Raw genomic sequence first — 22,501 nt, forward strand, 5'->3', positions numbered from 1 at the left:
GACTGCCAAGGTCCACCCTTCCTCACCCCCTCCAATCACCCCGCGTCCCCGGCCACCGAAGCCGCACAGCGGCCCTGGACTGCTGAGGCTCGCCACAGCCTTCGGCAGGCAGCTCGCTGCCGTGAAGCACCGGTAAATCCGCTATTCCAAGCAGCGCGCCCGCCAATGCGCCAGCATTGTGGCTAGCTATAGCTTCTTTCCCGCCCGGGACCGGTTCGCGCACTCCATAAACAAACAACTGCGCCGCACGGTACATCCATACCGGCGGCGCAGCGCTGAACCCTAACAGCATCGATCAACCCAAGAAAATCAAGGCCCCACCACCAACCTCAAAAACTCCCGCGACACCGACCCTTTCGCCTCCAGCGAGCGCACCGTGATAAGCTGAACCACCCCGTCCGTCTCGACATCCGCGCTGGATGCCAGCCACGTCGCCCCGGAATGCCACTCTTGCAAGTCGCTGCTGATCTGCGGAAGCCCGGCCAGCCCGGTGCCCGGAGCACGCGGATAGCTGATGGAAAAGTAATCGACGTCTGCGCTCGTCGCCGTTCCCAAAGTCACGAAGGCACTGTCCGGTGTCAGCGGAAGGAACCCGGCAAAGTTCTCGATCAGATTCACAAGCCCATCCCCATCCGGATCCGCATCAGGACCGGAGATCGACGGATCGGCCAACTGCCCCGCATCGAAGTTCGCGCGCTGCCAAGCCACAAAAGCCGAGTCATCCGCATCGACAATCGCCAACGACGCCTTCGTCAAGTATCCAGCCACCAGACCCACAGGCGGGGTCAATGCCACCGTCAAGCTCTCCGGTCCTTCGTTCATACCGTCGAACTTCGGCGCGATCACCAGCTGCGCGAACTCTGCCCCTGCGGGGATCGTGACGCTAGCAGGCAAGAGATCGTAGTCCGTGCCGTTCACCGCGCTGCCGCCGAAGGTCAAGCCGACCTCAAGTGATCCGGTCACCGGCCCGCTGCGGGTGACCGTCAGCACCGATGTCTCCGATGCCGGCCCGGCGATGGCAGGCTCGCCGATGCGCCCCTTGCTCGCACGCAGCGCCACCGCGGGGATCTCGACACCCACCGCATCCGCGATCACGAAGCCGGTGGTCCCGGCATTCGAGATCACCACGCTGCTCTCCGCCCCTTCGGCCAGCGCGAAGTCTCCGAGCTTGAACCAGACCCCGCCATTGCGCGTCTGATCCACCGTCACCACGGTCGAGCCACCAACATGGTTCACGGTCACCGGCACGTTGGTGGCGCGATTGGCAAGGGCGGTCCAACGCAGGTAAACCGGATAGGTTCCCGCGACCGGGATCTCCGGATGGTAGGTCACCGTCTTGAGTCCCTTGTCGACGTTGTTGTCCGTGAAGTAGACATTTGCGTAGGCCCCGGCCGTCGATGTGCTGCTGACCCACGCGCCTTCAAGCGTCGCTTGATACTCGTCGACAATAATGGAAGGAGTCGGCAGGCGCGGGGCACCGATTGCCGATACCAGCAGAGGCACAAGCACGGCTTCTTCTCCCGCCAGGTTGGGATGAAGGCCATCCGGGACGTAGGGCGTGAATTGAAACTCGGTTTCATCCGCGTCGAGGAGTGCCTGCCAGGCCGGATGATAGTCGATCAAGCTCAGCCCGCGCTCCGCCGCCACATCGCGATAGACCTGCTGGTAGTGCGCAAGCTGGGGACGCCAGCCGGCATCGCCCTGCGGACGTCCCGTGACGGGATTCATCACCTGCAGGATGATCTCGCACTGCGGATAGGCGGCGAGAATCCCATCGATCATCGCTTCGAGATTCGCACGCGCCTGCGACACCGGAATATGGAAGCGATCCACCGCGTCGTTCACCGCGAACTCGATGAACACGGCATCCGGCGCAGCGGCGATCACCTGTGCCTGCAGGTTCGCGATGCCCCAGTCGGAGGCCATGCCGCTGCTGGCACGGTTCAGCAGGGTGGTCTGGCCGGGCCATGTCGAATCCAGAATATTCTTCAGCTGGTTTGGCCACGCGGCGCTGGCGGTAAGGCTCGTTCCATAGGTCACGATCCGCTGCGGCAATCCGGCGGCAAGCTTCTGGACGAAGCGGTTCTTCGAAGGAAGAACGCCGGCAGGACGATCGCTGAGCGTCACCGTGGCCGATGGTGACGCAGGAAGAATGTATCCCTCACCGGCCGTCACGGTCACGGTGGCGGTCTCCTCTCCCTCCACCAGGAAGTCGGTCAAAGCCGGCATGGGAATCACCAGCGAGGATGCCCCCGCGGGAATGAACACCGCGGCGGGGATCAGCGGATAGTCGCTGCCATTGGACGCGTTGCCGCTCGTCGTCAGATTGACCAGCAGGCCCGCGGTGGTGGCACCGGCTCTCGTCAGGGTGAAGCTTCCCACCGCTTCCGAGCCGGCGACCGGTTCCGAGGCCGAGGGGCCGCTCGCAGTCAGCGTAATCTCGACCGGCACCGGATTCGAATTGTCCAAGGGCAACACGTTGTCCAAGGTTGTGCCAAAGCGGAACTCGTCATAAGCGATAGTCTGGTTAAGGGTGCTGTTGCCAGGCCCGAACTGGATGCCATTGCCGGAGGCCAGGTTGTTGAAGGTGCCCGTCGTCACCGGTGCATCCGACACCCGCGAGGTCACATTCGTGGGACCGCTACCGATCGAGGCACCGTCCAGCTCGGCATCGGTGAAGCCGCCGGCCTTGAAGAAATCAAACTGCGGGATGCTGAGGACGAAGGTGGTCGCAAGACCCGGGTTGGCCACGGACAGCGGCATGCCGACCCGCGTGAAGCGCCCGATCACCACGAAGTTCGTGCCGGTCGGCAGCGTGACCGCGGAGGCCGTGAGGGCGTTGTTCGTATCATACTGGCTGCCGGTGAAAGTATTGGTCGGATTATCGGCATAGGCATGGAAATAAGAGGTGGGCCCGCTCGAGTTAGCGGCGGTATTCGCACGCAGCGAGGCGACCGACGCCACATTCTGGGCCGTGACCAGCTTGACCAGATAGCTGCTGTAAAGGTTCCCCGTCACCGTCGGCCCGGTATAGGCGAAGCCGATATAAGACGCCCTGCCGGAGGCATCGCTGTAGAGACCGCTGCCACCGCTGGTGAGGAGATTGCTAAACGTCATACCGGTGGCTTCGAAGACATTGAAAGGCCCTCCGGTCCCGGCGCTGACAATGGTCCCGGCCGGATTGAGCCCTTGGGTATTGGCTCCCACCGTCTGGCCGGAAAGCGAGCCTGCGGCATAGCCATTGAAGCCTTGGTAGGCCACGAGATCGCCGCTCGAGGGCAGCGGGCTCGCAGCAATTGCAGCCGCGAGAAGAACGGATTTCTGGGTTTTCATGGGTTTGAAAAAGAGACAAGCAAAGCCGCCGTGGGTTCAGCGGAAAGAGCCGGGTGGGAGACCCCGGCACCCGCAGTCTCCCTCAACCGCACCCCGCCATCATCCCACTTTAGGGGTAGCCCTCTTTCCCCTCCCGCTTCACAACAAAAAGGCCCCACCGGTTTCCCGGCGGGGCCTTTCGAAATTGGCACTTGGCACTTCTAACTTGGCACTTCCTCAGTAGCGGTAGTGATCCGCCTTATACGGACCTTCCACCGGCACGCTGATGTAGTCGGCCTGTTCCTTGGAAAGGGTGGTCAGCTTGGCTCCCACCTTCGCGAGGTGGAGGCGGGCCACTTCCTCGTCGAGCTTCTTGTCGAGCACCTTCACTTCGCCGGCCTTGTAGATGTCCTTGTTCTTCCAAAGGTCGATCTGCGCGAGCGTCTGGTTGGTGAAGCTGTTCGACATCACGAAGCTCGGGTGGCCGGTGGCGCAACCGAGGTTCACCAGGCGGCCTTCGGCCAGCATGTAAATGCTGTTGCCGGTCGGGAAGGTATACTTGTCGACCTGCGGCTTGATGTTCGTGCGCTTGACGCCCTTCGCTTCATTCAGCTTGTCGATCTGGATCTCGTTGTCGAAGTGGCCGATGTTACAAACGATCGCCTGATCCTTCATCTTCTCCATGTGCTCGAGGCGGATGATGTCGAAGTTGCCGGTGGTGGTGACATAGATGTCGCCCCAGCCGAGCGTATCCTCGACCGTCAGCACGCGGAAGCCTTCCATCGCCGCCTGCAGCGCGCAGATCGGATCGACTTCGGTGACAACCACCTGCGCACCTTGGCCACGCAGCGCCTGCGCGCAACCCTTGCCGACATCGCCGTAGCCGCAGACCACGCCGACCTTGCCGGAGATCATCACGTCGGTCGCACGCTTGATGCCATCGACCAGCGACTCGCGGCAGCCGTAGAGATTGTCGAACTTCAACTTGGTCACCGAGTCGTTCACGTTGATCGCGGGGACCAGCAGCGTGCCGGCCTTCGCCATCTGATAGAGGCGGTGCACACCGGTGGTGGTCTCCTCGGAGACGCCCTTCCAATCCTTCACCATCTTGGCGAAGATGCCCGGCTGCTCGGCACCGACCTTCTTGAGCAGGTCCTTGATGACCTTCACCTCGTGGTTGTCGGAAGGCGTGTTCACCCAATCCGCACCGTTCTCCATTTCGTAACCCTTGTGGATGAGCAGCGTGGCATCGCCACCGTCATCGACAATCAGCTCGGGGCCGAGGCCGGCGGGATTCACCAGCGCCTGCCAGGTACACCACCAATACTCTTCCAGCGACTCGCCCTTCCAGGCGAAGACCGGGATCCCGGCAGCGGCAATCGCGGCGGCAGCGTGATCCTGCGTCGAGAAAATGTTGCAGGACACCCAGCGCACTTCGGCACCGAGCTCGACCAGCGTCTCGATCAGCACCGCCGTCTGGATCGTCATGTGCAGCGAGCCCATGATGCGGACTCCCTTGAGCGGCTTCTCCGGACCATACTTGGCACGGGTGGACATCAGGCCGGGCATCTCGTGCTCGGCGATTTCAATTTCCTTGCGGCCGAATTCAGCCAGCGAGATATCAGCGACTTTGTAGTCGGTAAAGGTAGTGGACATAGTAATTGGTAGTGGTGTCTTACTTGATCGCCTTTTGAAGAGCGGAGACCTTGTCGGTCTTTTCCCATGTCAGATCGGCGTCGTCCTTGCCGAAATGGCCGTAGTTCGTGGACTTGGAATAGATCGGGCGAAGCAGGTTGAGCTGCTTCACGATATCGGCGGGCTTGAAAGAGAAAACCTTAAGCACTGCAGCGAGAATCTCCGCATCCGGCTTGGTGCCGGTGCCGAAGGTATCGACATGCACGCTCACCGGTTCCGGGTGGCCGATCGCATAGGCGAACTGGATCTCGCATCGGTCGGCGAGCTTCGCGGCCACGATGTTCTTCGCCACCCAGCGGCCCATGTAGGCAGCGGAGCGGTCGACCTTCGACGGATCCTTGCCGGAGAAAGCGCCGCCACCATGACGGCCCATGCCACCGTAGGTATCCACGATGATCTTGCGCCCGGTCAGACCGGAATCCCCCTGCGGGCCACCGATCACGAACTTGCCGGTCGGGTTGATCAAATACTCGGTCTGCGGGGTGAGCATCTCCTTCGGCAGCACCTTCTTGATCACCTGCTCGATGCAAAACTTCTCGATCCCGGCGTGGCTCACATCGGCAGCGTGCTGCGTGGAGATTACCACGTTCACGATCCGCGTCGGCTTGCCATCGACATACTCCACGGACACCTGCGATTTCGCATCAGGCCGCAACCACTTGGCCAGCTTGCCGGCCTTGCGGATGCGGGTCAGCTCGCGGCCGAGGCGGTGGGCATACATGATCGGCGCGGGCATCAGCTCCGGTGTATCATTGCAGGCGTAGCCGAACATGATCCCTTGGTCCCCGGCACCCTGTTCCTTGTGCTTCTTACCTTCCGCTTCCTTTGCATCGACGCCCTGCGCGATGTCCGGGCTCTGGATGGTAAGGTAGTTATTGATGAATATCTGGTCCGCGTGGAAGACGTCATCGCTGTTCGTGTAGCCGATCCCGCGGACTGCCTCGCGGATGATCTTGCCCACGTTGATGACCTCGTCGATCGGCTTGGTGGTGCCGTTCTTCAGATTCTGGAGCTTGGGAATCGTGATCTCGCCGCCGACGACCACGATGTTCGACTTCACGAAGGTTTCGCAGGCCACGCGGCTCTTGGAGTCGTAGGCCAAGCAGGCGTCGAGAATCGCGTCGGAAATGGTGTCCGCCACTTTGTCCGGATGGCCTTCGCCGACGGATTCGGATGAGAAAATATAGGTGCTCATGAGCTGGGTCGAATTTCGTATCGTCAAATCGCGATGGGTTGATGTATCGCTTCGTCCATGCCGTCAATGCTGAAATCCCTGAAGCTCCTGACCGATCCCACGCGGCTGCGAATCCTCCTCCTTCTGGACGCGGAAGCCTTGAGCGTGGCGGATTTGCAAGAACTCCTCGGCATGGGCCAGAGCCGCATCTCGACCCAGCTTTCCCAGCTCAAGGCCGGCGGCCTGGTCACCGACGAACGCAGCGGGAAACACAATTTCTACCGCTCCGAAATGAGCCCGGCCCTCTGCCAACTCGCCACCGAGGCCGCCCGGGAACTCCCCGAAGTCGCCAAGGACGCCTCCGCCCTCCGCCACCTTCAGGACAAGCGCCGCGACAAAACCCGCACCTACTTCGACTCCCTCGCCGGCCGCTTCGGCAAGGACTACGTCCCCGGCCGCTCCTGGAAGGGCCTCGCCGAAGCCCTCCTCAAGGTGAGCAACCAAGGCATCGTCGCCGACCTCGGCGCCGGCGAAGGCACCCTCGCCCAAATGCTCGCCCGCCAGGCCGAACGCGTCATCGCCGTCGACCTCTCGCCGAAGATGGTCGAGTTCGGCCGCGAACTCGCCGCCCGCCACGAGCTCCAGAACCTCGAATACCGCCTCGGCGATATCGAGCAACCGCCCCTTGATGACGCCAGCGTCGACCTCGCCTTCCTCAGCCAGGCCCTCCACCACGCCGGCAGCCCTGAGAAAGCTCTCGCCGAAGCCTTCCGCATCCTCAAGCCCGGCGGCAAATTGGTCGTCCTCGACCTCCTCCAGCACAACTTCGAGGAAGCCCGCGAACTCTACGCCGACGTCTGGCTCGGCTTCGGCGAAGGCGAGCTCGCCACCATGCTCGAAAAAGCCGGCTTCACCGAAGTCGAGACCGCCGTCGTCGACCGCGAACCCGAGCCCCCCAACTTCCAGACCCTCCTCGCCGTCGCCAAAAAAGCCCGGTAGGGCAATGGCAGAAGGGCGACCCGGCACCGCATCCACGCGGAGCTGCGCGGCTCCGCCCGCCTACCCCTGCACCGCCAGCAAAACCACCAGCGCCAGCACCACGAACACTCCCAGAAACACGGCCTTCATCAGCAGCCCCCAGCCGAGCTTCAGCAGGAAGCCGATCACGATCACCAGACAGACGCCGGCGATCGCATACTTGTGGCTAGGGAGTTCCTGAAGGCGGGTGATGAGGTCCATGGTGGTGCTGTTTCAGGCTGTGTTCGGATTACGACTGCACTTGCGCCGTCTTACTCCACAAGACAGTCCAATTGGTTTCGAAGGCGGGAAAGGCCACGTCGGAAAACCAATCCGTCTTTATCCCCGGAAAGTTCAACTCTAGCGCGGCAAGCAACTCCTTGTAACCCGCATCGCTTTCGTCGACGCATTGGTAGTCGTCGCTATCGGCGTAACGGAATCCGACACAAATCTCGTCGACGGAAAACAGGTCTTCCTTGGAGGCGACGATCTCGCCGACTTCCGCCCAATCGACCCGGGTGCCGCGGGTGGTGGTGAAGCCCGCGGCATCCAGCGAAATTTCTACCGTGGCGCGCTGCTTCATGAGTTTGCCATGGCTCAACCAGCCACCGCGACCTTTACCCGCTCCAGCACTTCGGCATAGGCCTCCATCACTCCACCGAGGTCGCGGCGGAAGCGGTCCTTGTCCATCTTCTCGCCGGTCTTGAGGTCCCACAGACGGCAGCCGTCCGGGCTGATTTCGTCCGCGAGCACCACCGTCGCCGGGTCGGTCGCCAGACGGCCGAACTCCAGCTTGAAGTCGACGAGCTTCAGCCCGCACTCCGCGAAGAATTTGCCGAGGATCGAGTTCACCTTCAGTGCCGACGTGCGCAGGAAGGCCAGTTCCCCGGGGGTCGCCAGCTTGAGTTCGCGGATGTAGTCGTCGTTGATCAGGGGATCGCCCAGCTCATCGCTCTTGATGCAGAATTCGATGATCGGCTCGCCGAAGGGCTTGCCCTCTTCGATCCCGGTGCGCTTGCAAAAGCTGCCCGCGGCCAGATTGCGGATGATCACCTCGACCATCAGGATATCGACCTTGCGGACCTCGACGTTCGTATCGTCGATCTGGCGGACGAAGTGCGTCGGCACGCCTTCTTTTTCGAGGAAGCCGTAGATCAGCGTGCTGATCGCGTTGTTGAGCCGCCCCTTGTCCTCGAACTGCGCCTTCTTCTCGCCATTGAAGGCGGTGGCGTCGTTCTTGAACTCCATGCGCAGCACATTCGGGTCCGCGGTCGCCCAAAGTCGCTTCGCCTTTCCCTCGTAGAGCGGTTCCATCCCGGAGAGGTATGGAGGCACCGCCCGGGGGTCAAGCGGCGGTCTTATTCGCCGCTGGAAAAGTCGAGGTCGGTCGCGATATTTTTGGCCCCCGCGTTGGCGTTCGTCCGGTTCGTGGTGAAGGATTCCGGCCGGAGACCTCGTTCCAAAGCGAGGCCGGGTCCGTGGTTCTTCTCGAGGAGATTATTTTCCACCAGCACCCGCGCCGCGGCGAAACGCACCGCGATCCCGCCGAGCAGGTTCTCCCGGCACTGGTTGTCGTGGACCCGCCCGGAAGCGGCCGAATAGACGACCACCCCGTACTCGCGATTGCCCCGCAGGTCGTTCCTCCCGATCACGACATTCTCCGCCTTCGTGTCGACCAGGATGCCGCTCGCGCTGTTGTCACGCCCCAGGCAATCGTGGATCGCCCCGGAGCCGCCATCCAGAAGTTCGTAGCCATGGGAGAAGTTGCCGGTGGACTCGCACTTGGAGAATTCGATCCGGCTGCCCGCGCCGCGCACCGCCACGCCATCCCAGCCGTTGTTTTCGAAAACGCAGCGCGTCGCCGCGACGTGTCCGGCATCGATGACCGCCAGGCCGTGGCCGGAGGAATCGGCGATGCGGCAATCGCTCATCGTCACCTCCGCCCCGCGCACCAGTAGCACGGAGAAGCGGTTCGCGCCGGGATCGAAGCCCCGGTGCCGGAAGGTGATGCCGCTGACCCGCGCCCCGCCGGCGTGGATGCCGAAGGTGGCCGCGGTGCTGGCGGCGGCCTCGACTTCGACGATGGTCTTGTCCTTGCCCGCGCCTTCCAGCGTGACTGCCTTGTCCACGATCAGGGGGCCGGTCCACGTCCCCTCCGCGACCACGATCCGGTCGCGGTCGCGCGCCGATTCCAGCGCCTCGGCCAAAGTCTTGAAATCGCCCGGCACCTGCAGCGTGCGGGTGTAGGAGGCCATCTTCTGATACAGCGCGTCGATCTCCGGGTCGCCCGGGGCCAGCGCCACCGCCTCGCGCAGCCATTCCAGCGCTTCGCGGTCGAATTGCCCGAGGTCGCGGACCTTGGCGGCGGCGAGAAGTTCCTTCGCGCGCATGCGGTCCTTCTCGTCCTTCTCGCGTCCGGCGCGGATCTCGGAGAGCAGCGAGTTGCCCTGTGCATCCCCGGGGAAGGCGCTGGTGAATTCCTTGGCCTTCGTTTCCGCCTCGTCCCAGCGGCGCTTCTGGATCGCCGCCGTCGCCGCGCTGACCAGGGCCTCGCGCGCCTGCATGCTGCGGGCCTGCTCGATCTTGCCCATCAGCTCGGCGATCTGTTTCTCGCCCGGATACTTGTCCAGCACCTTGCGAGCTGCCGCCGCGGCGTCCTCGAGGCGTCCCAAGTCGAAGGCGTTGTTGGCCTCGCCCGACCAATAGCCGACGAACTGGCGCTGCTCTTCCTCCATCCCGGCCTCGATGCTGCGGCGCCCGAGCAAGACGGTCTTCGAGCCCGGGCGCAATCGCTCGATCTCCTGGTAGGCGGCATCCGCCTCCGGCCACTGGCGGGCGTCGATCATCTTCGCGCCGAGCCGTTCGAGAAAGGCCAGGCGTTCCTGGACCTGGAGGTGCGTCCGCTCCGCGTTTTGGTTCCAGAGATACCAGCCGCCCACGCCAGCAAGCAGGAGCAGGATCAAGACCATCACCGGCGCGGCGCTGCTGCGGCGCACATCGATCGTCGGTCCCTCGGTTTCTTTCGGTGTCGGGGCCGGGCGCAGCGGCGGGGCCGTAGCCGCCAGGACCTCGATCTTCTGGGTTTCCGGGGGTGCGGGACGGGGCTCGGTTTTCTCCGTCTCCGCGGGTAGGGCGGGGACCTCAATCTTCAGGAGTGCCGTCGTTGCGGGCTCGTCCTCGATCTTGCGGGTTTCGGTCAGGATCTCCGCCGGTGCTTCGTCCTTGGGCTTCCACTCGCTCGCCACGACCACCGGCTCCGCCTTGCCGCGGGCGGCATCCATCCACTCCAGGCGCTTGGTCTCGGTCTCGTTCTTCGCGATCTCCTCTCGCATCGCGGCCAAGGCACGGTCGAAGTCGATCAGACCGTCCTGAAAACGCAGCGCGATGGTTTCGTTCGGGGCCGTCCGGACCAGCTCCGCGATGCGTTCGCGGGCGGCTGCGAACTCGGCCATATGTTCGGTCGGATTATCTTCCGCGCCCAATCCCAGCGTGCGCCGTGCTTCCTCCAAAGTCATGCCGCCACGCGTTTATCAGCCATAACCCGCGGGGGGAAGGGCACTTTCCGGAAAAAGCCTAACAGTCGTGGATCGGCCTGCTCCACCCGATTGACGAAACCGCCGATTTCTGCTACTCCTTGGAAGTCCCGACGGGCTCTTTCGCCCCTCGGGTCCGGCGGCCCTTTTCTGTGGCTCCCGGGTGGTTCCAAGCTCCGGCACCATTGCAACAGCACGGACGGATACACTCCGCCTTGAAAAGATGGACCGGGCGGTCAATACGGTCCTGGGCGATGCCCCCTCATTCCTCACGCTGCCATCATAGGCCGCATGGGGGTAAGGGGGCTTATGGATCGGAGAAGGCATCGGATTCAGGAAGAATCTCCTCGGGCGCGCCGGAACGAGCGTTACCGGAAGCCTTGCGCGATCGGCATCCTGCGGCCCATCCCGAAGGCCTTGGTGGTCACCCGGATCCCGGGGGCGGCCTGCTGGCGCTTCCACTCGTTCAGGTCCACGCGGCGCTGCACCCATCTCACGGTGGCCTCCTCGTAGCCATGTTCCAGGATCTCCTCCGCGGAGAGCCCGCGCTCCACGTAGAGCTCCAGAATCCCGTCCAGCACCTCGTAGGGCGGCAGGGTGTCCTGATCCCGCTGGTCCGGCCGCAGCTCCGCGCTCGGCGGCTTGTCGATGCTGTTCCACGGGATGATCTCCCGCTCCCGGTTGACCCAGCGTGCCAGCTCGTAAACGCGGGTCTTCGGCAGGTCCGAGAGCAGTGCCAGGCCGCCGCACATGTCGCCGTAGATCGTGCTGTAGCCGACTGCCAACTCGCTCTTGTTGCCGGTGGTGAGCAAGAGGTGTCCGGATTTGTTCGAGAGCGCCATCAGGTAGAGCCCGCGGATCCGTGCCTGTAGATTTTCTTCCGTAGCATCCTCCCTTGCCCCGCCGAAGAGCGGAACCAGTGCCGCCTGCGATGCTGCGAAAGTTTCGGTGATCGGCACCGTGTCGCAGCGGATTCCCAGATTCCGGGCCAGCGCCAGCGAATCGTCCACGCTCCCCGCCGAGGAATAGGGCCCCGGCATGGTCAGCCCGTGGACATTTTCCGCGCCCAGCGCCGCCACCGCCAGCACCGCCGTGAGCGCGGAATCGATGCCGCCGCTCAGTCCCAGGCAGGCGCTGCGGAGCCCGCACTTCGCTGCGTAGTCGCTCAGGCCGAGCACCAGGGCCTGGTGCAGTTGCTCCTCACCGGGACCGGGCAGGGGAGCCTCCGCGGCGGGCAGCTTGTCGAGATCCACTGTCCGGCAGGCCTCGACGAAGCCGGGCATCTGCACCGCGATCCCGCCCGCGGGAGATGCGACCAGCGAGTGGCCATCGAAGACCAACTGGTCGTTTCCCCCGACCGAGTTCGCATAGACCACCGGCACGCCGGCCTCCCGCGCGATCTCCGCCAGCAGGGTGCGGCGGATTTCCAGCTTGCCGAGATGGAAGGGCGAGGCCGAGAGGTTCAGCAGCACGTCGATGCCCTGCGCGCACAGCTCCCGCACCGGATCGCGTTCGTAGAGGGGGCGTTCCTGGAATTCCTCGGTCCAGATGTCCTCGCAGATCGTCACGCCCAGCCGCAGGCCCTTCCAGAGCAGCGGCTCGCAGCTCTCGCCGGGCTCGAAGTAGCGGCGCTCGTCGAAGACATCGTAGGTCGGCAGCAGGGTCTTCCAGACCTTCGCCCGGACCTCGCCGCCCCACAGGAAGGCCGCTGCATTGCGGAACGGCTTGCCCGGCTTGCCGCTGTCGTTGCGGTCGATGTAGCCCACCAGTAGCGGCACGTCCTTGATCTCGCCTGCCAGGTAGTCGAGCGCCTGCAGGCAGCGGGGCACGAACTGCGACTTGAAGACGAGATCCTGCGGCGGGTAGCCCGCCAGCGACAGCTCGGGCGTGATCACCAGATCCGCCCCGGCCTCCAGGCATTCCCGGTAGGCCTGGAGCAGGCGCTTCGCATTGCCCGGGAAATCCCCGATCACCGCATTGATCTGGGCGATGCCGATCTTCATCCGGGTGGAGGGAACCATGCTTCAGCCCCCCGGAAAATGAGAAAGGCGCGAATCGCAAGTCCCCCCGGAATTACAATTCGCGCCTTTTCTGAACCTTGGAAGCCCTTGCAGGATGACTGGCCGAAATCCCCCCGGATCGAAACCAATCTTGAGACCTGCCGGTCTTCCGCGGTTGTGACCACGACGCCGAAGCGCCGCTGCACGTGGATGAAGTTGCCATATAATCAGGCTTTGGAAAGAATTAATTTAGGTAAAAATTCGCCAAGTGTTCCCAAAATCGGACGGGATACCCCATATCAGGAGGTGGCGCCGTCATTTTTCGGCGTTGAATTCGAGGGTAAGTCCACGCGACTTCCAATACTTGCTCATCGACTGCTGGATCTTCGGCCCGTCGGCCGGGGCGATCAGGTCGGCGGGCTTCTCCGCCGCCAGCGCTGTCCGCAGCGTGGCCAGTCTCTCCTCACCGCCGTGCAGGTAGTAGTGCGCCAGCAGCAAGGCGGTGGCGTAGGCTTGGTAGCGATCTTCATTCGCGATCGTCGTGACATGCTCCAGCCACTCGTGGCCGTCGAGCGTGGCGATCCCGGCGACCGGCTCGAGCGGGATGCCGGGATCCTTCGGGCTCAGGCGGCTGCGCAGGTGGTTCCGCAGCGAATTGTCGATATCGCTGAAGGAGTAGCGTCCGCCGCCGAGATGCGCGCAGGAGAAGTATTCCGCGATGCCTTCCACCAGCCACTGCGGCAGCTTCCGGTTCACCTTGTGCATGCACAGGTGGACCACCTCGTGGGCCATGATGTCCTCGTGATAGTGCGGCGGCATGCCCTTGTCCGCGCCTTCCACGAAGAAGTCCCCGCGCAGGAGGACCACCCCCCGCCGCGCGAAGTAGAAGCCGGCCGTGCCGTGGAAGCCGCCGGCCTTCACGTAGTCCTCGCCCTCCTTGTAGATCGAGATCCGCGAGCGCTGGGCGGGTGGGGCGAAGAGCGGCAGGGGGTAGCTTCTCAGCACCGTCGCGGTGCTGTCCGCCACTTGGGAAAGCCGCGCCAGCTCTGCCGCCCGCAGGGGCATGTCCGAATCGAGGCGGAAGAAGCGGGTGTTCCAGACCTTCCTGCCCTCGTCCGCGACCTGGGCTTCCAGCACCGCGGGCGGCGGCGTGAAATCCTTCGGCAGGGGTTCGGCCGCAGCGCCAAGGATTAGAAGAGGCCACAGGAGCAGACGGCTGCGGAATGACGAATGTCGAATTCCCGGATGACGAATGGTGCGAGGGAAAGACATGAATCGGCCTTCTTTCTTGCACGTCATGGGTCATTCGGAAATTCGGAATTCGTGATTTGTCGTTCCGATGTTACCGGAAGCCGCGTGGAACCCGAATGGCTTGCAACCCTCCGCTCGCAGCTCGAAGCCCGCCGCGATCCCTGGGTGCTGCTGGAGGGCCGGGCGAGCGTGGAAGCGGCTCTAGCCGGGTGGTGGGAAGTGCCGGGTGTTCTCATTGCGGAGAATCATGCTTGGGAAGTGCCGGCGTGGAGCGGCATGGAAGTGCTGCGCCGCCCTGCTGACGAGCTTGCGGGACTCGGTGATCCGGAGCGGCATGGCGGGATCCTGGGGGTTGCGAAGATGCCGGACGAGACCGCCAATGTCGCGCCCTTCATCAAGACCTTGGAAGGGGATGCCTTGGTGGTGGTTTGTCCGCACTGCACGGATTTGGGGATGGCGGGGGAGGTCGTTCGCCTCGCTTTGGCCGCGGGTGCGGCTGCGGCTTTTTTTGGAGTGGAGGGGGTATCGCCCTTCGAGCCGCTGGCGGTAGGGGTATCGGAGGGAGCGGTCTTCAAGATGCCGGTGAAGATCACCGATGCGGGACTGATCCTGCGCTGTTTGATGGCAGGGAAGTTCTCGTTGATCGGGTTGGATGGGGGGGATGCGGGCTTGGAGGAGATTGCCAAGATTGAAGGGCGGCGTGCACTGGTCGTGCCGGGGGAGGGAGGGCTTGGCGGGTTTTGGAAGAGAGCCTGTGATTTCAGGAGCGGGGCGGGTCTGGGGGAGGCTCTCGAGCGATTGAGTGCAGCGGATTCGTGAGAGTGGAGCGCCAGCGCCTGGGAGCGCGGAGGCACTGCCCCGCAGAAGCAGCCGGAGCAACATCGCGCGATGGGAGTGGAGAGCGCCGCCACCTTTCTGCCTACCTCTTCGTGCCGCGGGCTACGAGGGACCGTTCTGCGGGCCGGTGGCTCCGCGCTCCCAGCGGTAGAGCCGTCCGTGCTTCCACGCGGAAACGAAAAGCCCGCACACCGTGAAGGCGTGCGGGCTTATCAAATCTGAAATCTGAAATCTGAGATCCCGGATCTTGGCTTTCGGCTCAGAGCAGGCCGGCTACGAGCTTCTCGAGCTTCACGATGTCGGCGGCGAAGGCGCGGATGCCTTGGGCGGTCTTCTCGGTGGCCATGGCGTCTTCGTTGAGGGCGAAGCGGAAGGACTTCTCGTCGAAGCTGGCCTTCTCGAGGTCGGCCTTGGCGGATTCTTCCGGGGAGAGGCGGCGTTCGACGGTTTCGGTGGAGTCCTGGAGTTCCTTGAGCAGGCCCGGGCTGATGGTGAGCAGGTCGCAACCGGCCAGCGCGAGGATCTCGCCCTTGTTCCGGAAGGAGGCTCCCATGACCTGGGTCTTGTAGCCGAACTTCTTGTAGTAGGTGTAGATCTGCTTCACCGAGATCACGCCCGGGTCTTCATCGCCTTCGAAGGTCTTGCCGGTGGAGGCCTTGTACCAATCGAGGATCCGCCCGACGAAGGGCGAGATGAGGCGCACGCCGGCTTCGGCGCAGGCGACGGCCTGGGCGAAGGAGAAGAGCAGCGTGAGATTGCAGCGGATGCCTTCCTTTTCGAGGATCTCGGCGGCCTTGATGCCTTCCCAGGTGGAGGCGATCTTGATCAGGATGCGCTCCTTGGGGATACCTTCCTTTTCGTAGGCGGCGATGAGCTGGTGGGCCTTGGCGACGGTGGCCTCGGTGTCGAAGGAGAGGCGGGCGTCGACCTCGGTCGAAACGCGGCCTGGGACGATCTTGAGGATCTCAAGGCCGAAGAGGATCAGGATGCGGTCGAGCACGGCATCGATCTGTGCCTGGCCGGAGAGCGAGCCACCCTTGAACTCGGCCACGGCCTTGTCGACGAGGTGCTTGTAGGCAGGCTTCTCGGAGGCTTGAAGAATCAGCGAGGGATTGGTCGTCGCATCCTGAGGCTGATAGGCCTTCATCGACTCGAAGTCGCCGGTATCGGCGACGACGGTGGTGAACTGCTTGAGTTGATCGAGTTGCGTAGCGCTCATGGCGGTGGCGGGGTAGGCGGGAACGGGGTCGCTGGCGAGGGTAAAAAGTGTTCGCGGCGGGGAATCATACCGGGTTGGCGGGATCGTCAAAGGGGATTCATCGCCGACAATCGCGCCGCTCATTCCAAGTCGTAGCCGGCTCAGACCACGACGCCTGCCTCGCGGAAGGAGAAGTAGGGCTGCCTTCCGTGGTCGGGCCTGCCGACGATGACGTGGTCGAGGAACTTGACCTGCATCAGGTCGGCGGCCTCGATCAGGCGGCGGGTGAACATCTCGTCGGCCTTGCTGGGCGAGGCATCGCCGGAGGGGTGATTGTGAACGACCACGAAGCCGTAGGCACCGCGGGTGATCACGGGTCGGAGGACATCCTTCGCGTAAGCCACCGTTTCATTGAGGTTTCCGGAGCTGATTTCCACGGTGCCTTCGTGGCGCAGGCGGGTATCCAGCAGCGCAACGACCAGTTTTTCATGCCGCAGCCAGGCCAGTTGGGCGGCAAAGGTTTGGTAGATGATTTCCGGTGTGTCCAGGGGCTGCTGGCCGATCTGCTCGCGGGTGGCCCGGGCACCGAGCTCGAAGGCGGCGACCAACTGGCAGGCCTTGGCGAGTCCGAGGCCGGGTTGCTTGGAGAGTTCGGCCACGCCGGCGCTGCCGAGCGAGCCGATCGATCCGTAGTGATCGAGCAAGTCGCGGCCGATCTGGATGGCGCTGCGGCCGACGACGCCGGTGCGGAGGAACAGGGCGAGCAGCTCGGCATTGTCGAGCGCGGTCGGGCCGAATCTCGCCAGCTTCTCCCGCGGGCGCTCGTCCGTCGGCATGTCGGCAATTCGATTGGACATGGTTCGGATGAACACATGTGATCGATGGTTTGGCGAGAGGAAATTGATGGCAGCGGGGCCAACGGCCAAAGGAGTCAGCCCGTTACCCCTATTTCCGTGATGCTCCGCGGACGGCTTTACCGCTGGGGGCGCGGAGGCACTGCCCCGCAGAACGGTCCCTCGTTGCCCTCGACACGAAAGGGTAGGCAACCAAGCGATGGCGCTTTCCACTACCACCGCGCGATGAAGAGCGCTGCCAGGGTGGCTTCTGCGGGGCAGAGCCTCCGCGGTCCCGGGGGCAGGCATGGGGCGGAGGTGGATGCGGGTAACAGGCATTCCCTAATCCTTCGCGGACTTCGGGTCGAGCGCGTCGCGCAGGCCGTCGCCGAGGAAGTTCAGGGAGAAGAGGGTGAGGGAGAAGAAGAGGGAGGGGAAGAAGAGCAGCCAGGGATTGGAGAGCATGCGGTTCGAGCCTTCCTCGATCAGGATTCCCCAGGAGCTGTTAGGCGGCTTGACGCCCAGACCCAGGAAGGAGAGCACGGCTTCCAGCAGCATGACCCCGGGGATGGTCAGGGTGGTGTAAACGATGATCGGGCCCATGCTGTTCGGCAGGATGTGGCGGAAGAGGATGCGCAGGTGGCCGAGGCCCAGCGAGCGGGCGGCTTCCACGAAATCCATGCTCGCCACGTTCTGGACCTGCGCCCGCACGATCCGCGAAACCGTCAGCCACGAGAGCGTGCCGATCGCGAGGAACAGGGGGACCAGGGTGGTGATCGGTTCGATCCAGGTGCGGGTCGTGTTGACCTGGGCGGAGTCCGCGTTGGCTCCGGCCACCAGATTGATCGCGGCCTCGGTCAGCTTGCTGGTGAGGGGCTCGATGGTCTTGCCCAGAAGAATCACCACGATCAGGAAGGGCAGGGCGTAGAGAATGTCCACGATCCGCATCAGGACTGCATCCACCGCCCCCCGGCAGTAGCCGGCGAAAGCACCCCAGCAGACGCCGATGGTGATGGAGACGAAGGTGGTGATCAGGCCCACGGCGATCGAGATCCGCCCGCCGAAGAGCACGCGGGAAAAGATATCGCGCCCGAGGTGATCGGTGCCGAACCAATGGGCCCCGCCCGGCGGCTGGTTCTTGTTCGGCAGGTTCTGCAGGTTCGGATCGGCAAGCAGGCCGGCGATCGAGGGCAGGATCAGGCAGGCGAGGATGATCACGGTCACCGTGACCAGCCCGGCGATTGCCGCGTGGTTCTTCTTGAGACGGCGCGCGGCGTCCTTCCAGAGGGAGGTGCCCTGCTCGGCGGATACGTTGACGGCGATGACGGGGTTGCTCACGGGATTCTTCAGCGGGAGGAGCGCAAGCGCGGGTTCAGCCACACGCCCAGCACGTCGGTGACGAAGTTGGCGACGATGATCAGGGCTCCGTAGAGGAGGACGAGGGCGAGGATCACCGGGGTATCCCCGGTTTCGATCGCCTTGATGAAATGCAGCCCCAGTCCCGGCACGGCGAAGATGCTCTCGATGACCACCGAGCCGGAGATGATCGCCGCGAAGGCCGGGCCGATGTAAGCCACCGCGGGGATCAGGCCGCCGCGCAGGCAGTGCTTGGTCAGGATGGCGAGTTCGCCCACGCCCTTGGCCCGCGCCGTGCGCACGAAGTCCTGGCTCAGGGTCTCCAGCATGCCCGCCCGGGTGAGGCGCGAGAGGTAGGCCGCGGAGGCGAGTCCCAGGGTGATGGCCGGCAGGATCCAGCTCAGGGGCGAACTGCGGGACCAGCCGGTCACCGGGAACCATTCCAGGTCGCGCCCGAATTTCTCCGCCAGCAGCGGGCCGATCACGAAGCTCGGGATGCAGATGCCGATCATGGCGATCATCATCGCCCCGTAGTCGAAGACGGTGTTCTTCTTCCACGCCGCGAAGACCCCGAGCGGGATCCCGAGCAGGACCGCGACGGCCATGGCCACCACGCCGAGTTGGATGGAATTCGGGAAGGCTTGGGTGATGATATCGGTCACCGGCAGTCCTTCCAGGCGCATGCTCGCGCCGGCATCGCCCTTCAGCAAGTTGCCGAGGGTCCTGCCGTACTGGACATAGACCGGCTCGTTGAGACCGTAGTAGGCCTCGATCTTCTCGCGGATGTGGCCGGGGATGGCCTTGTCGCTCTGGAAGGGGCCGTAAGGTAGCGCCTTGATCAGGAAGAAGGTGATCGTGAAGAGCACGAATAGGACGATCAGGCCCTGCAGGAAACGGCTGAAGAGGGTGCGGAACATGATTCAGCGTTCGAGGCGGAGGGTGTTCAAGGGATGGTTGTCGAGCAGCAGCGGATGCCAGCCCTTTACTTCCGGACGTAGCATGTAATTGCGGGAGTACCAGGCGAAGGGCAGGATCGGATAGGCGCTCATCATCAGGGTCTCGCTCTGTTTCAGGACCTCCAGGCGCTTCGCGGGGTCGGGCTCCAGGGCAGCCTTGGAGAGCAGCGCTTCGTAGTCCTTGGAGTGCCAGCCGGTGTTGTTGTTGCCATTGCCCTCCGTCCACATGTGAAGGAACGTCGTAGGGTCGAGGTAGTCGCCCACCCAGCCTGCGGCGGCCAGATCGAAGTCCAGATTCTGCTGGGCGCTGACGTAGGAGCCCCAGTCCTTGTTCTGGATGTCCACCATGATGTTCAGGTGGCGGCGCCACATCGCCTGGATGGCTTCCGCGCTGGCGCGGGCGGAGGGCCGGCTGATCAGCATGGTGAAGCGCGGGAACTTCGCCCCGTCCGGGAAGCCTGCCTCGGCCAGAAGTTGCTTGGCCTTCTCCGGATCGAAGGTGAGGATCTTGTCGGGCTCGTAGCTGCCCATCTTCGGGGTCAGGGAGGTGGCGGGGAAGTAGCCTTCCAGGATGTAGTCGCAGAGCTGCTGGCGATCGATGGCCAGCGCCATGGCCTGCCGCACCCGCGGATCGGAGAGGACGGGGCGGGTCGTGTTGACGCGCACGAACAAGGCCCCGACGTAGGGTTCCTGCCGGAATTCCTGCGGGGCCTTCTTCTTGACCTCCTTGATCAGATCCGAGGGGACCTGATAGGTGGTGTGAAGCTGGCCCGCGAGGAAGGCGCGGGTTTCCGTGTAGGGATTCTCGATCGGCAGGAAGCGCACGCCGTTGATGCCCACGTTGGCCTTGTCCCAGTAGTGGGGATTGCGTTCGACCTCGATCATGTCGTGGACGCGCCAGATCTTCAGCTTGAAGGCACCGTTGCCGGTGAGGTTCGGATAGCGGCTCCACTCGGTGAAGCGGTCGGAGATCTTGCCGTGCTGGAGCACCACGTGCTGTGGCACCGGGAACCAGGTGTAGTGCCGCACCAGGGAGGGGAGGTAGGGGACCGGCTCGCGGAGCACCAACTTCAGGGTGAGTTCGTCCGGGGCGCTCACGCCCACGTTCGCCAGCTCGAAGAGGTCATCCCCCGCTTTGGCGGCCATGACGTCCACCAGGCTTTTCGCCTTCACGGGATCGAAGCCGGCGGGCCAGGGATAGCGGGTCAGATCGGCGGCGATCCACTCCAAGGCTTCCTTGCCGAGGGCATCCAGTCCGGTGCCCTTTACGAAATCCAGGCGCTGTGCGTCGGTGGTGCTATCCGGCCACTTCGCGCCTTTTTCCAGAGCCACCTTTGCATCCCCGGCGAAGGCGATATCCTTCGCGTCCTCCCAGGTCACGCCTGGCACGACATTGGCGTGGAGCAGGATCCGGCCGCGGAGGTTCTTGTTGTAATCCTCTCCGTTCTTCAGGGGATAGACCATCTCCGCATAAGGCGCGGCGAGGTCCGGGTGAAGCATCCGGTGGTAGGCGAAGACGAAGTCGTATGCGGTGACCCGGTATCCGTCCGACCAGCGGCCCTCCGGCTGCAGGCGGAAGGTCCACTCGGTCATGTCCGCATTGTGCTCCCAGGAAGCCGCCGCCCCGGGAGGGAGCCCGTCGTCCTTTTCGGGATCGTCCCCCACCAGTCCCTCGAACAACGCGCCGATGATCTTGCTTTCGATCACGCCAGTCACGAGCTGGTGGTCCAGGGCCTTCGGCTCCGAGGAATTGCCCATCAGGAAGATGCCATCGCGGTTTGCCTTCTCGACCTGCGTTTCCTTCTGGCAGCCGGTCAGGCAGAGGAGGGCGGGGAGCAGGAAAAGGGCACAGCGTGTCATGTCGTCCCGCAGCACTAGCTTGTCCCGGGCCGGGATTGCAGGGAAAAATTCACCCCCCGTGTCGCTTTTAGTCGGACTTTTGCATCTTCCCCGCCGTTTACGGCAAAACCGGCACGAAACGCCCGCGGGGACTTGCAAGGGTGCCGGGAGAGGTTAGAAACGCCGGAACCGCCTGTTCCACGCCGCCATTTGAAAGCCTATTTCCTGCGCCGCCTGCTGCTGATCCCCCTCACGCTGCTGGGGATCACGGCGCTGGTCTTCGCGATCAACCGGCTGGCGAAAGGCGGGCCGGTGGAGACCGCGCTGACCGCGCTGGTCGGCGGGGAGGGCAAGCGGACCCGGGCCCAGGCCGGCAGTTCCTCGGTCACCGCCGCCCAGGTTCTGGAGATCGAGGAGAAGAAGAATTACGACAAGAGCATCCTGCGCGGCTATGCGGAGTGGCTCGGCGCTGCGCCGCGCGACATCCAGAAAACCGGCGAGGAATTTCCGAAAGGGGCCACGCAGGTGGAGGTGGCCGTTCCCGGCACCGTCTACACGGTGACCGTGACCCGCGATGGCGGGCAGGTCAGCTTCAAGGGGCCGGAAGGCGTCGATCTCTCCGACTGGCAAGTCCGCCTGCGCAGTCCCGAGGAGCAGGTGAGGCGCTGGGACAAGTGGATGGGGGGCGTGACCTTGGCGGATAAACCGGAGTATCGCGCGGTGCTCTACAAGCCTGCCTACGATGGACTGCTGCAAGGCAGCCTGGGGACCTCGGAGAAGTACCAGGAGCCGGTCATTTCGATGATCCGGGAGCGCATGCCGGTTTCCGCCTACTTCGGCGTGATCCAGATCCTGATCCTCTACAGCGTTTGCCTGCCGCTCGGGATTCTCAAGGCAATCAAGCACCGCACCTGGGTGGACAACCTCAGCTCGGCGGCGATCTTCACCGGCTACTCGATCCCCGGTTACGCGCTCGGTTCGCTGATGGTGGTGGTGCTGGGTGCGAAGCTCGGCTGGTTCCCGATCCGCGGCTTCACGGGGGACGACTTCGAGACGCTGCCGCTGGCCGGGAAGATCAAGGATCTTGCCTCGCACACCTTCATGCCGCTGGTCTGCTACCTCATCGGCAGCTTCGCGATGATGACCATGCTGGTGAAGAACAACCTGATGGACAACATGGCGTCGGACTACGTGCGCACCGCCACGGCCAAGGGGGTGTCCTATCCGCGGGCGGTCTTCGGGCATGCTTTCCGCAACTCGATCATCCCGATAGCCACGACCTTCGGCGACAACCTGGCCTACCTCGTGGCCGGATCGATCCTGATCGAGAAGGTCTTCGATATCGATGGCTTCGGCCTGCTGCAGTTCACCTCGGTGGTGGAGCGGGACGGGCCGGTGATGCTGGGCGTGCTCTTCGTCGCGGCGGTGCTGACCGCCTTCGGGAAAATCATTTCGGACCTGTTAGTCGCGCTGGTCGATCCACGGGTGAGCTATAAATGA

Annotated in this window: 17 protein-coding genes; 3 read left to right on the plus strand and 14 right to left on the minus strand. The window is 63.7% G+C overall.

Annotated elements, in window-relative coordinates; genetic code table 11:
- Window positions 1–309: 309 nt before the first annotated feature.
- The 3 genes from ABWK72_RS23180 to metK form a co-directional block, all read right to left on the minus strand.
- Window positions 310–3,333 carry a GDSL-type esterase/lipase family protein gene (locus tag ABWK72_RS23180; protein WP_367871952.1) on the minus strand — a complete coding sequence of 1,008 codons (3,024 nt, stop codon included), beginning with the start codon at window positions 3,331–3,333 and terminating at the stop codon, window positions 310–312.
- A 216-nt stretch (window positions 3,334–3,549) separates the two neighbouring features.
- Window positions 3,550–4,968: an adenosylhomocysteinase gene (ahcY, locus tag ABWK72_RS23185; RefSeq protein WP_367871953.1), complete on the minus strand. Its 1,419-nt coding sequence runs from the start codon at window positions 4,966–4,968 to the stop codon at window positions 3,550–3,552.
- Window positions 4,969–4,987: 19 nt separating this feature from the next.
- Window positions 4,988–6,202 (minus strand): methionine adenosyltransferase, encoded by a 1,215-nt coding sequence (metK, locus tag ABWK72_RS23190; protein ID WP_367871954.1) that lies wholly within the window; start codon window positions 6,200–6,202, stop codon window positions 4,988–4,990.
- Window positions 6,203–6,259: 57 nt separating this feature from the next.
- Between metK and ABWK72_RS23195 the strand changes: the two genes are divergently transcribed.
- A complete protein-coding gene (locus ABWK72_RS23195; protein ID WP_367871955.1) occupies window positions 6,260–7,180 on the plus strand; it encodes an ArsR/SmtB family transcription factor in 921 nt (306 codons plus the stop codon).
- A 60-nt stretch (window positions 7,181–7,240) separates the two neighbouring features.
- Here ABWK72_RS23195 and ABWK72_RS23200 read toward each other — a convergent pair whose 3' ends face one another.
- The 6 genes from ABWK72_RS23200 to ABWK72_RS23225 form a co-directional block, all read right to left on the minus strand.
- Window positions 7,241–7,420 (minus strand): hypothetical protein, encoded by a 180-nt coding sequence (locus tag ABWK72_RS23200; RefSeq protein ID WP_367871956.1) that lies wholly within the window; start codon window positions 7,418–7,420, stop codon window positions 7,241–7,243.
- 28 nt (window positions 7,421–7,448) lie between these two features.
- Window positions 7,449–7,781, minus strand: a complete 333-nt coding sequence (locus ABWK72_RS23205; protein ID WP_367871957.1) for a hypothetical protein — start codon at window positions 7,779–7,781, stop codon at window positions 7,449–7,451.
- A 14-nt stretch (window positions 7,782–7,795) separates the two neighbouring features.
- Window positions 7,796–8,512, minus strand: a complete 717-nt coding sequence (gene purC / locus ABWK72_RS23210) for a phosphoribosylaminoimidazolesuccinocarboxamide synthase (protein WP_367871958.1) — start codon at window positions 8,510–8,512, stop codon at window positions 7,796–7,798.
- Window positions 8,513–8,556: 44 nt separating this feature from the next.
- Window positions 8,557–10,650, minus strand: coding sequence for a right-handed parallel beta-helix repeat-containing protein (locus ABWK72_RS23215; protein ID WP_367871959.1), 2,094 nt, complete (start codon window positions 10,648–10,650; stop codon window positions 8,557–8,559).
- A 449-nt stretch (window positions 10,651–11,099) separates the two neighbouring features.
- Window positions 11,100–12,752 (minus strand): NAD+ synthase, encoded by a 1,653-nt coding sequence (locus ABWK72_RS23220; RefSeq protein WP_367871960.1) that lies wholly within the window; start codon window positions 12,750–12,752, stop codon window positions 11,100–11,102.
- Between the two features lie 294 nt (window positions 12,753–13,046).
- Window positions 13,047–14,003: a DUF1570 domain-containing protein gene (locus ABWK72_RS23225; protein ID WP_367871961.1), complete on the minus strand. Its 957-nt coding sequence runs from the start codon at window positions 14,001–14,003 to the stop codon at window positions 13,047–13,049.
- A 51-nt stretch (window positions 14,004–14,054) separates the two neighbouring features.
- On the opposite strand from ABWK72_RS23225, the gene ABWK72_RS23230 reads away from it, so the two are divergent.
- A complete protein-coding gene (locus ABWK72_RS23230) occupies window positions 14,055–14,801 on the plus strand; it encodes a hypothetical protein (protein WP_367871962.1) in 747 nt (248 codons plus the stop codon).
- A 277-nt stretch (window positions 14,802–15,078) separates the two neighbouring features.
- Here the strand turns inward: ABWK72_RS23230 and tal are convergent, their stop codons facing one another.
- The 5 genes from tal to ABWK72_RS23255 form a co-directional block, all read right to left on the minus strand.
- Complete coding sequence (gene tal / locus ABWK72_RS23235) at window positions 15,079–16,038, minus strand: transaldolase (protein ID WP_367871963.1); 960 nt, start codon at window positions 16,036–16,038, stop codon at window positions 15,079–15,081.
- Between the two features lie 140 nt (window positions 16,039–16,178).
- Entirely contained in the window at window positions 16,179–16,874 is a 696-nt protein-coding gene (radC, locus tag ABWK72_RS23240; RefSeq protein WP_367871964.1) for a DNA repair protein RadC, read from the minus strand.
- 318 nt (window positions 16,875–17,192) lie between these two features.
- The gene (locus tag ABWK72_RS23245; RefSeq protein WP_367871965.1) at window positions 17,193–18,188 is read right to left on the minus strand and encodes an ABC transporter permease; all 996 of its coding nucleotides are present in this window, start codon (window positions 18,186–18,188) and stop codon (window positions 17,193–17,195) included.
- 8 nt (window positions 18,189–18,196) lie between these two features.
- Window positions 18,197–19,123, minus strand: coding sequence for an ABC transporter permease (locus ABWK72_RS23250; protein ID WP_367871966.1), 927 nt, complete (start codon window positions 19,121–19,123; stop codon window positions 18,197–18,199).
- 3 nt (window positions 19,124–19,126) lie between these two features.
- A complete protein-coding gene (locus ABWK72_RS23255; protein WP_367871967.1) occupies window positions 19,127–21,022 on the minus strand; it encodes a peptide ABC transporter substrate-binding protein in 1,896 nt (631 codons plus the stop codon).
- Between the two features lie 189 nt (window positions 21,023–21,211).
- Here ABWK72_RS23255 and ABWK72_RS23260 point away from each other — a divergent pair, with 189 nt between their 5' ends.
- Window positions 21,212–22,501: an ABC transporter permease gene (locus ABWK72_RS23260; protein ID WP_367871968.1), complete on the plus strand. Its 1,290-nt coding sequence runs from the start codon at window positions 21,212–21,214 to the stop codon at window positions 22,499–22,501.

It is taken from the genome of Luteolibacter sp. Populi, assembly GCF_040801775.1.
Classification (GTDB): Bacteria; Verrucomicrobiota; Verrucomicrobiia; order Verrucomicrobiales; family Akkermansiaceae; genus Haloferula.

Excerpts from the sequence above, each read along its gene's own strand:
- ABWK72_RS23180 (WP_367871952.1), bottom strand. The coding sequence starts at position 3,333 with ATGAAAACCCAGAAATCCGTTCTTCTCGCGGCTGCAATTGCTGCGAGC.
- ahcY (WP_367871953.1), bottom strand. The coding sequence starts at position 4,968 with ATGTCCACTACCTTTACCGACTACAAAGTCGCTGATATCTCGCTGGCT.
- metK (WP_367871954.1), bottom strand. The coding sequence starts at position 6,202 with ATGAGCACCTATATTTTCTCATCCGAATCCGTCGGCGAAGGCCATCCG.
- ABWK72_RS23195 (WP_367871955.1), top strand. The coding sequence starts at position 6,260 with ATGCCGTCAATGCTGAAATCCCTGAAGCTCCTGACCGATCCCACGCGG.
- ABWK72_RS23200 (WP_367871956.1), bottom strand. The coding sequence starts at position 7,420 with ATGGACCTCATCACCCGCCTTCAGGAACTCCCTAGCCACAAGTATGCG.
- ABWK72_RS23205 (WP_367871957.1), bottom strand. The coding sequence starts at position 7,781 with ATGAAGCAGCGCGCCACGGTAGAAATTTCGCTGGATGCCGCGGGCTTC.
- purC (WP_367871958.1), bottom strand. The coding sequence starts at position 8,512 with ATGGAACCGCTCTACGAGGGAAAGGCGAAGCGACTTTGGGCGACCGCG.
- ABWK72_RS23215 (WP_367871959.1), bottom strand. The coding sequence starts at position 10,650 with ATGGCCGAGTTCGCAGCCGCCCGCGAACGCATCGCGGAGCTGGTCCGG.
- ABWK72_RS23220 (WP_367871960.1), bottom strand. The coding sequence starts at position 12,752 with ATGGTTCCCTCCACCCGGATGAAGATCGGCATCGCCCAGATCAATGCG.
- ABWK72_RS23225 (WP_367871961.1), bottom strand. The coding sequence starts at position 14,003 with ATGTCTTTCCCTCGCACCATTCGTCATCCGGGAATTCGACATTCGTCA.
- tal (WP_367871963.1), bottom strand. The coding sequence starts at position 16,038 with ATGAGCGCTACGCAACTCGATCAACTCAAGCAGTTCACCACCGTCGTC.
- radC (WP_367871964.1), bottom strand. The coding sequence starts at position 16,874 with ATGTCCAATCGAATTGCCGACATGCCGACGGACGAGCGCCCGCGGGAG.
- ABWK72_RS23250 (WP_367871966.1), bottom strand. The coding sequence starts at position 19,123 with ATGTTCCGCACCCTCTTCAGCCGTTTCCTGCAGGGCCTGATCGTCCTA.
- ABWK72_RS23255 (WP_367871967.1), bottom strand. The coding sequence starts at position 21,022 with ATGACACGCTGTGCCCTTTTCCTGCTCCCCGCCCTCCTCTGCCTGACC.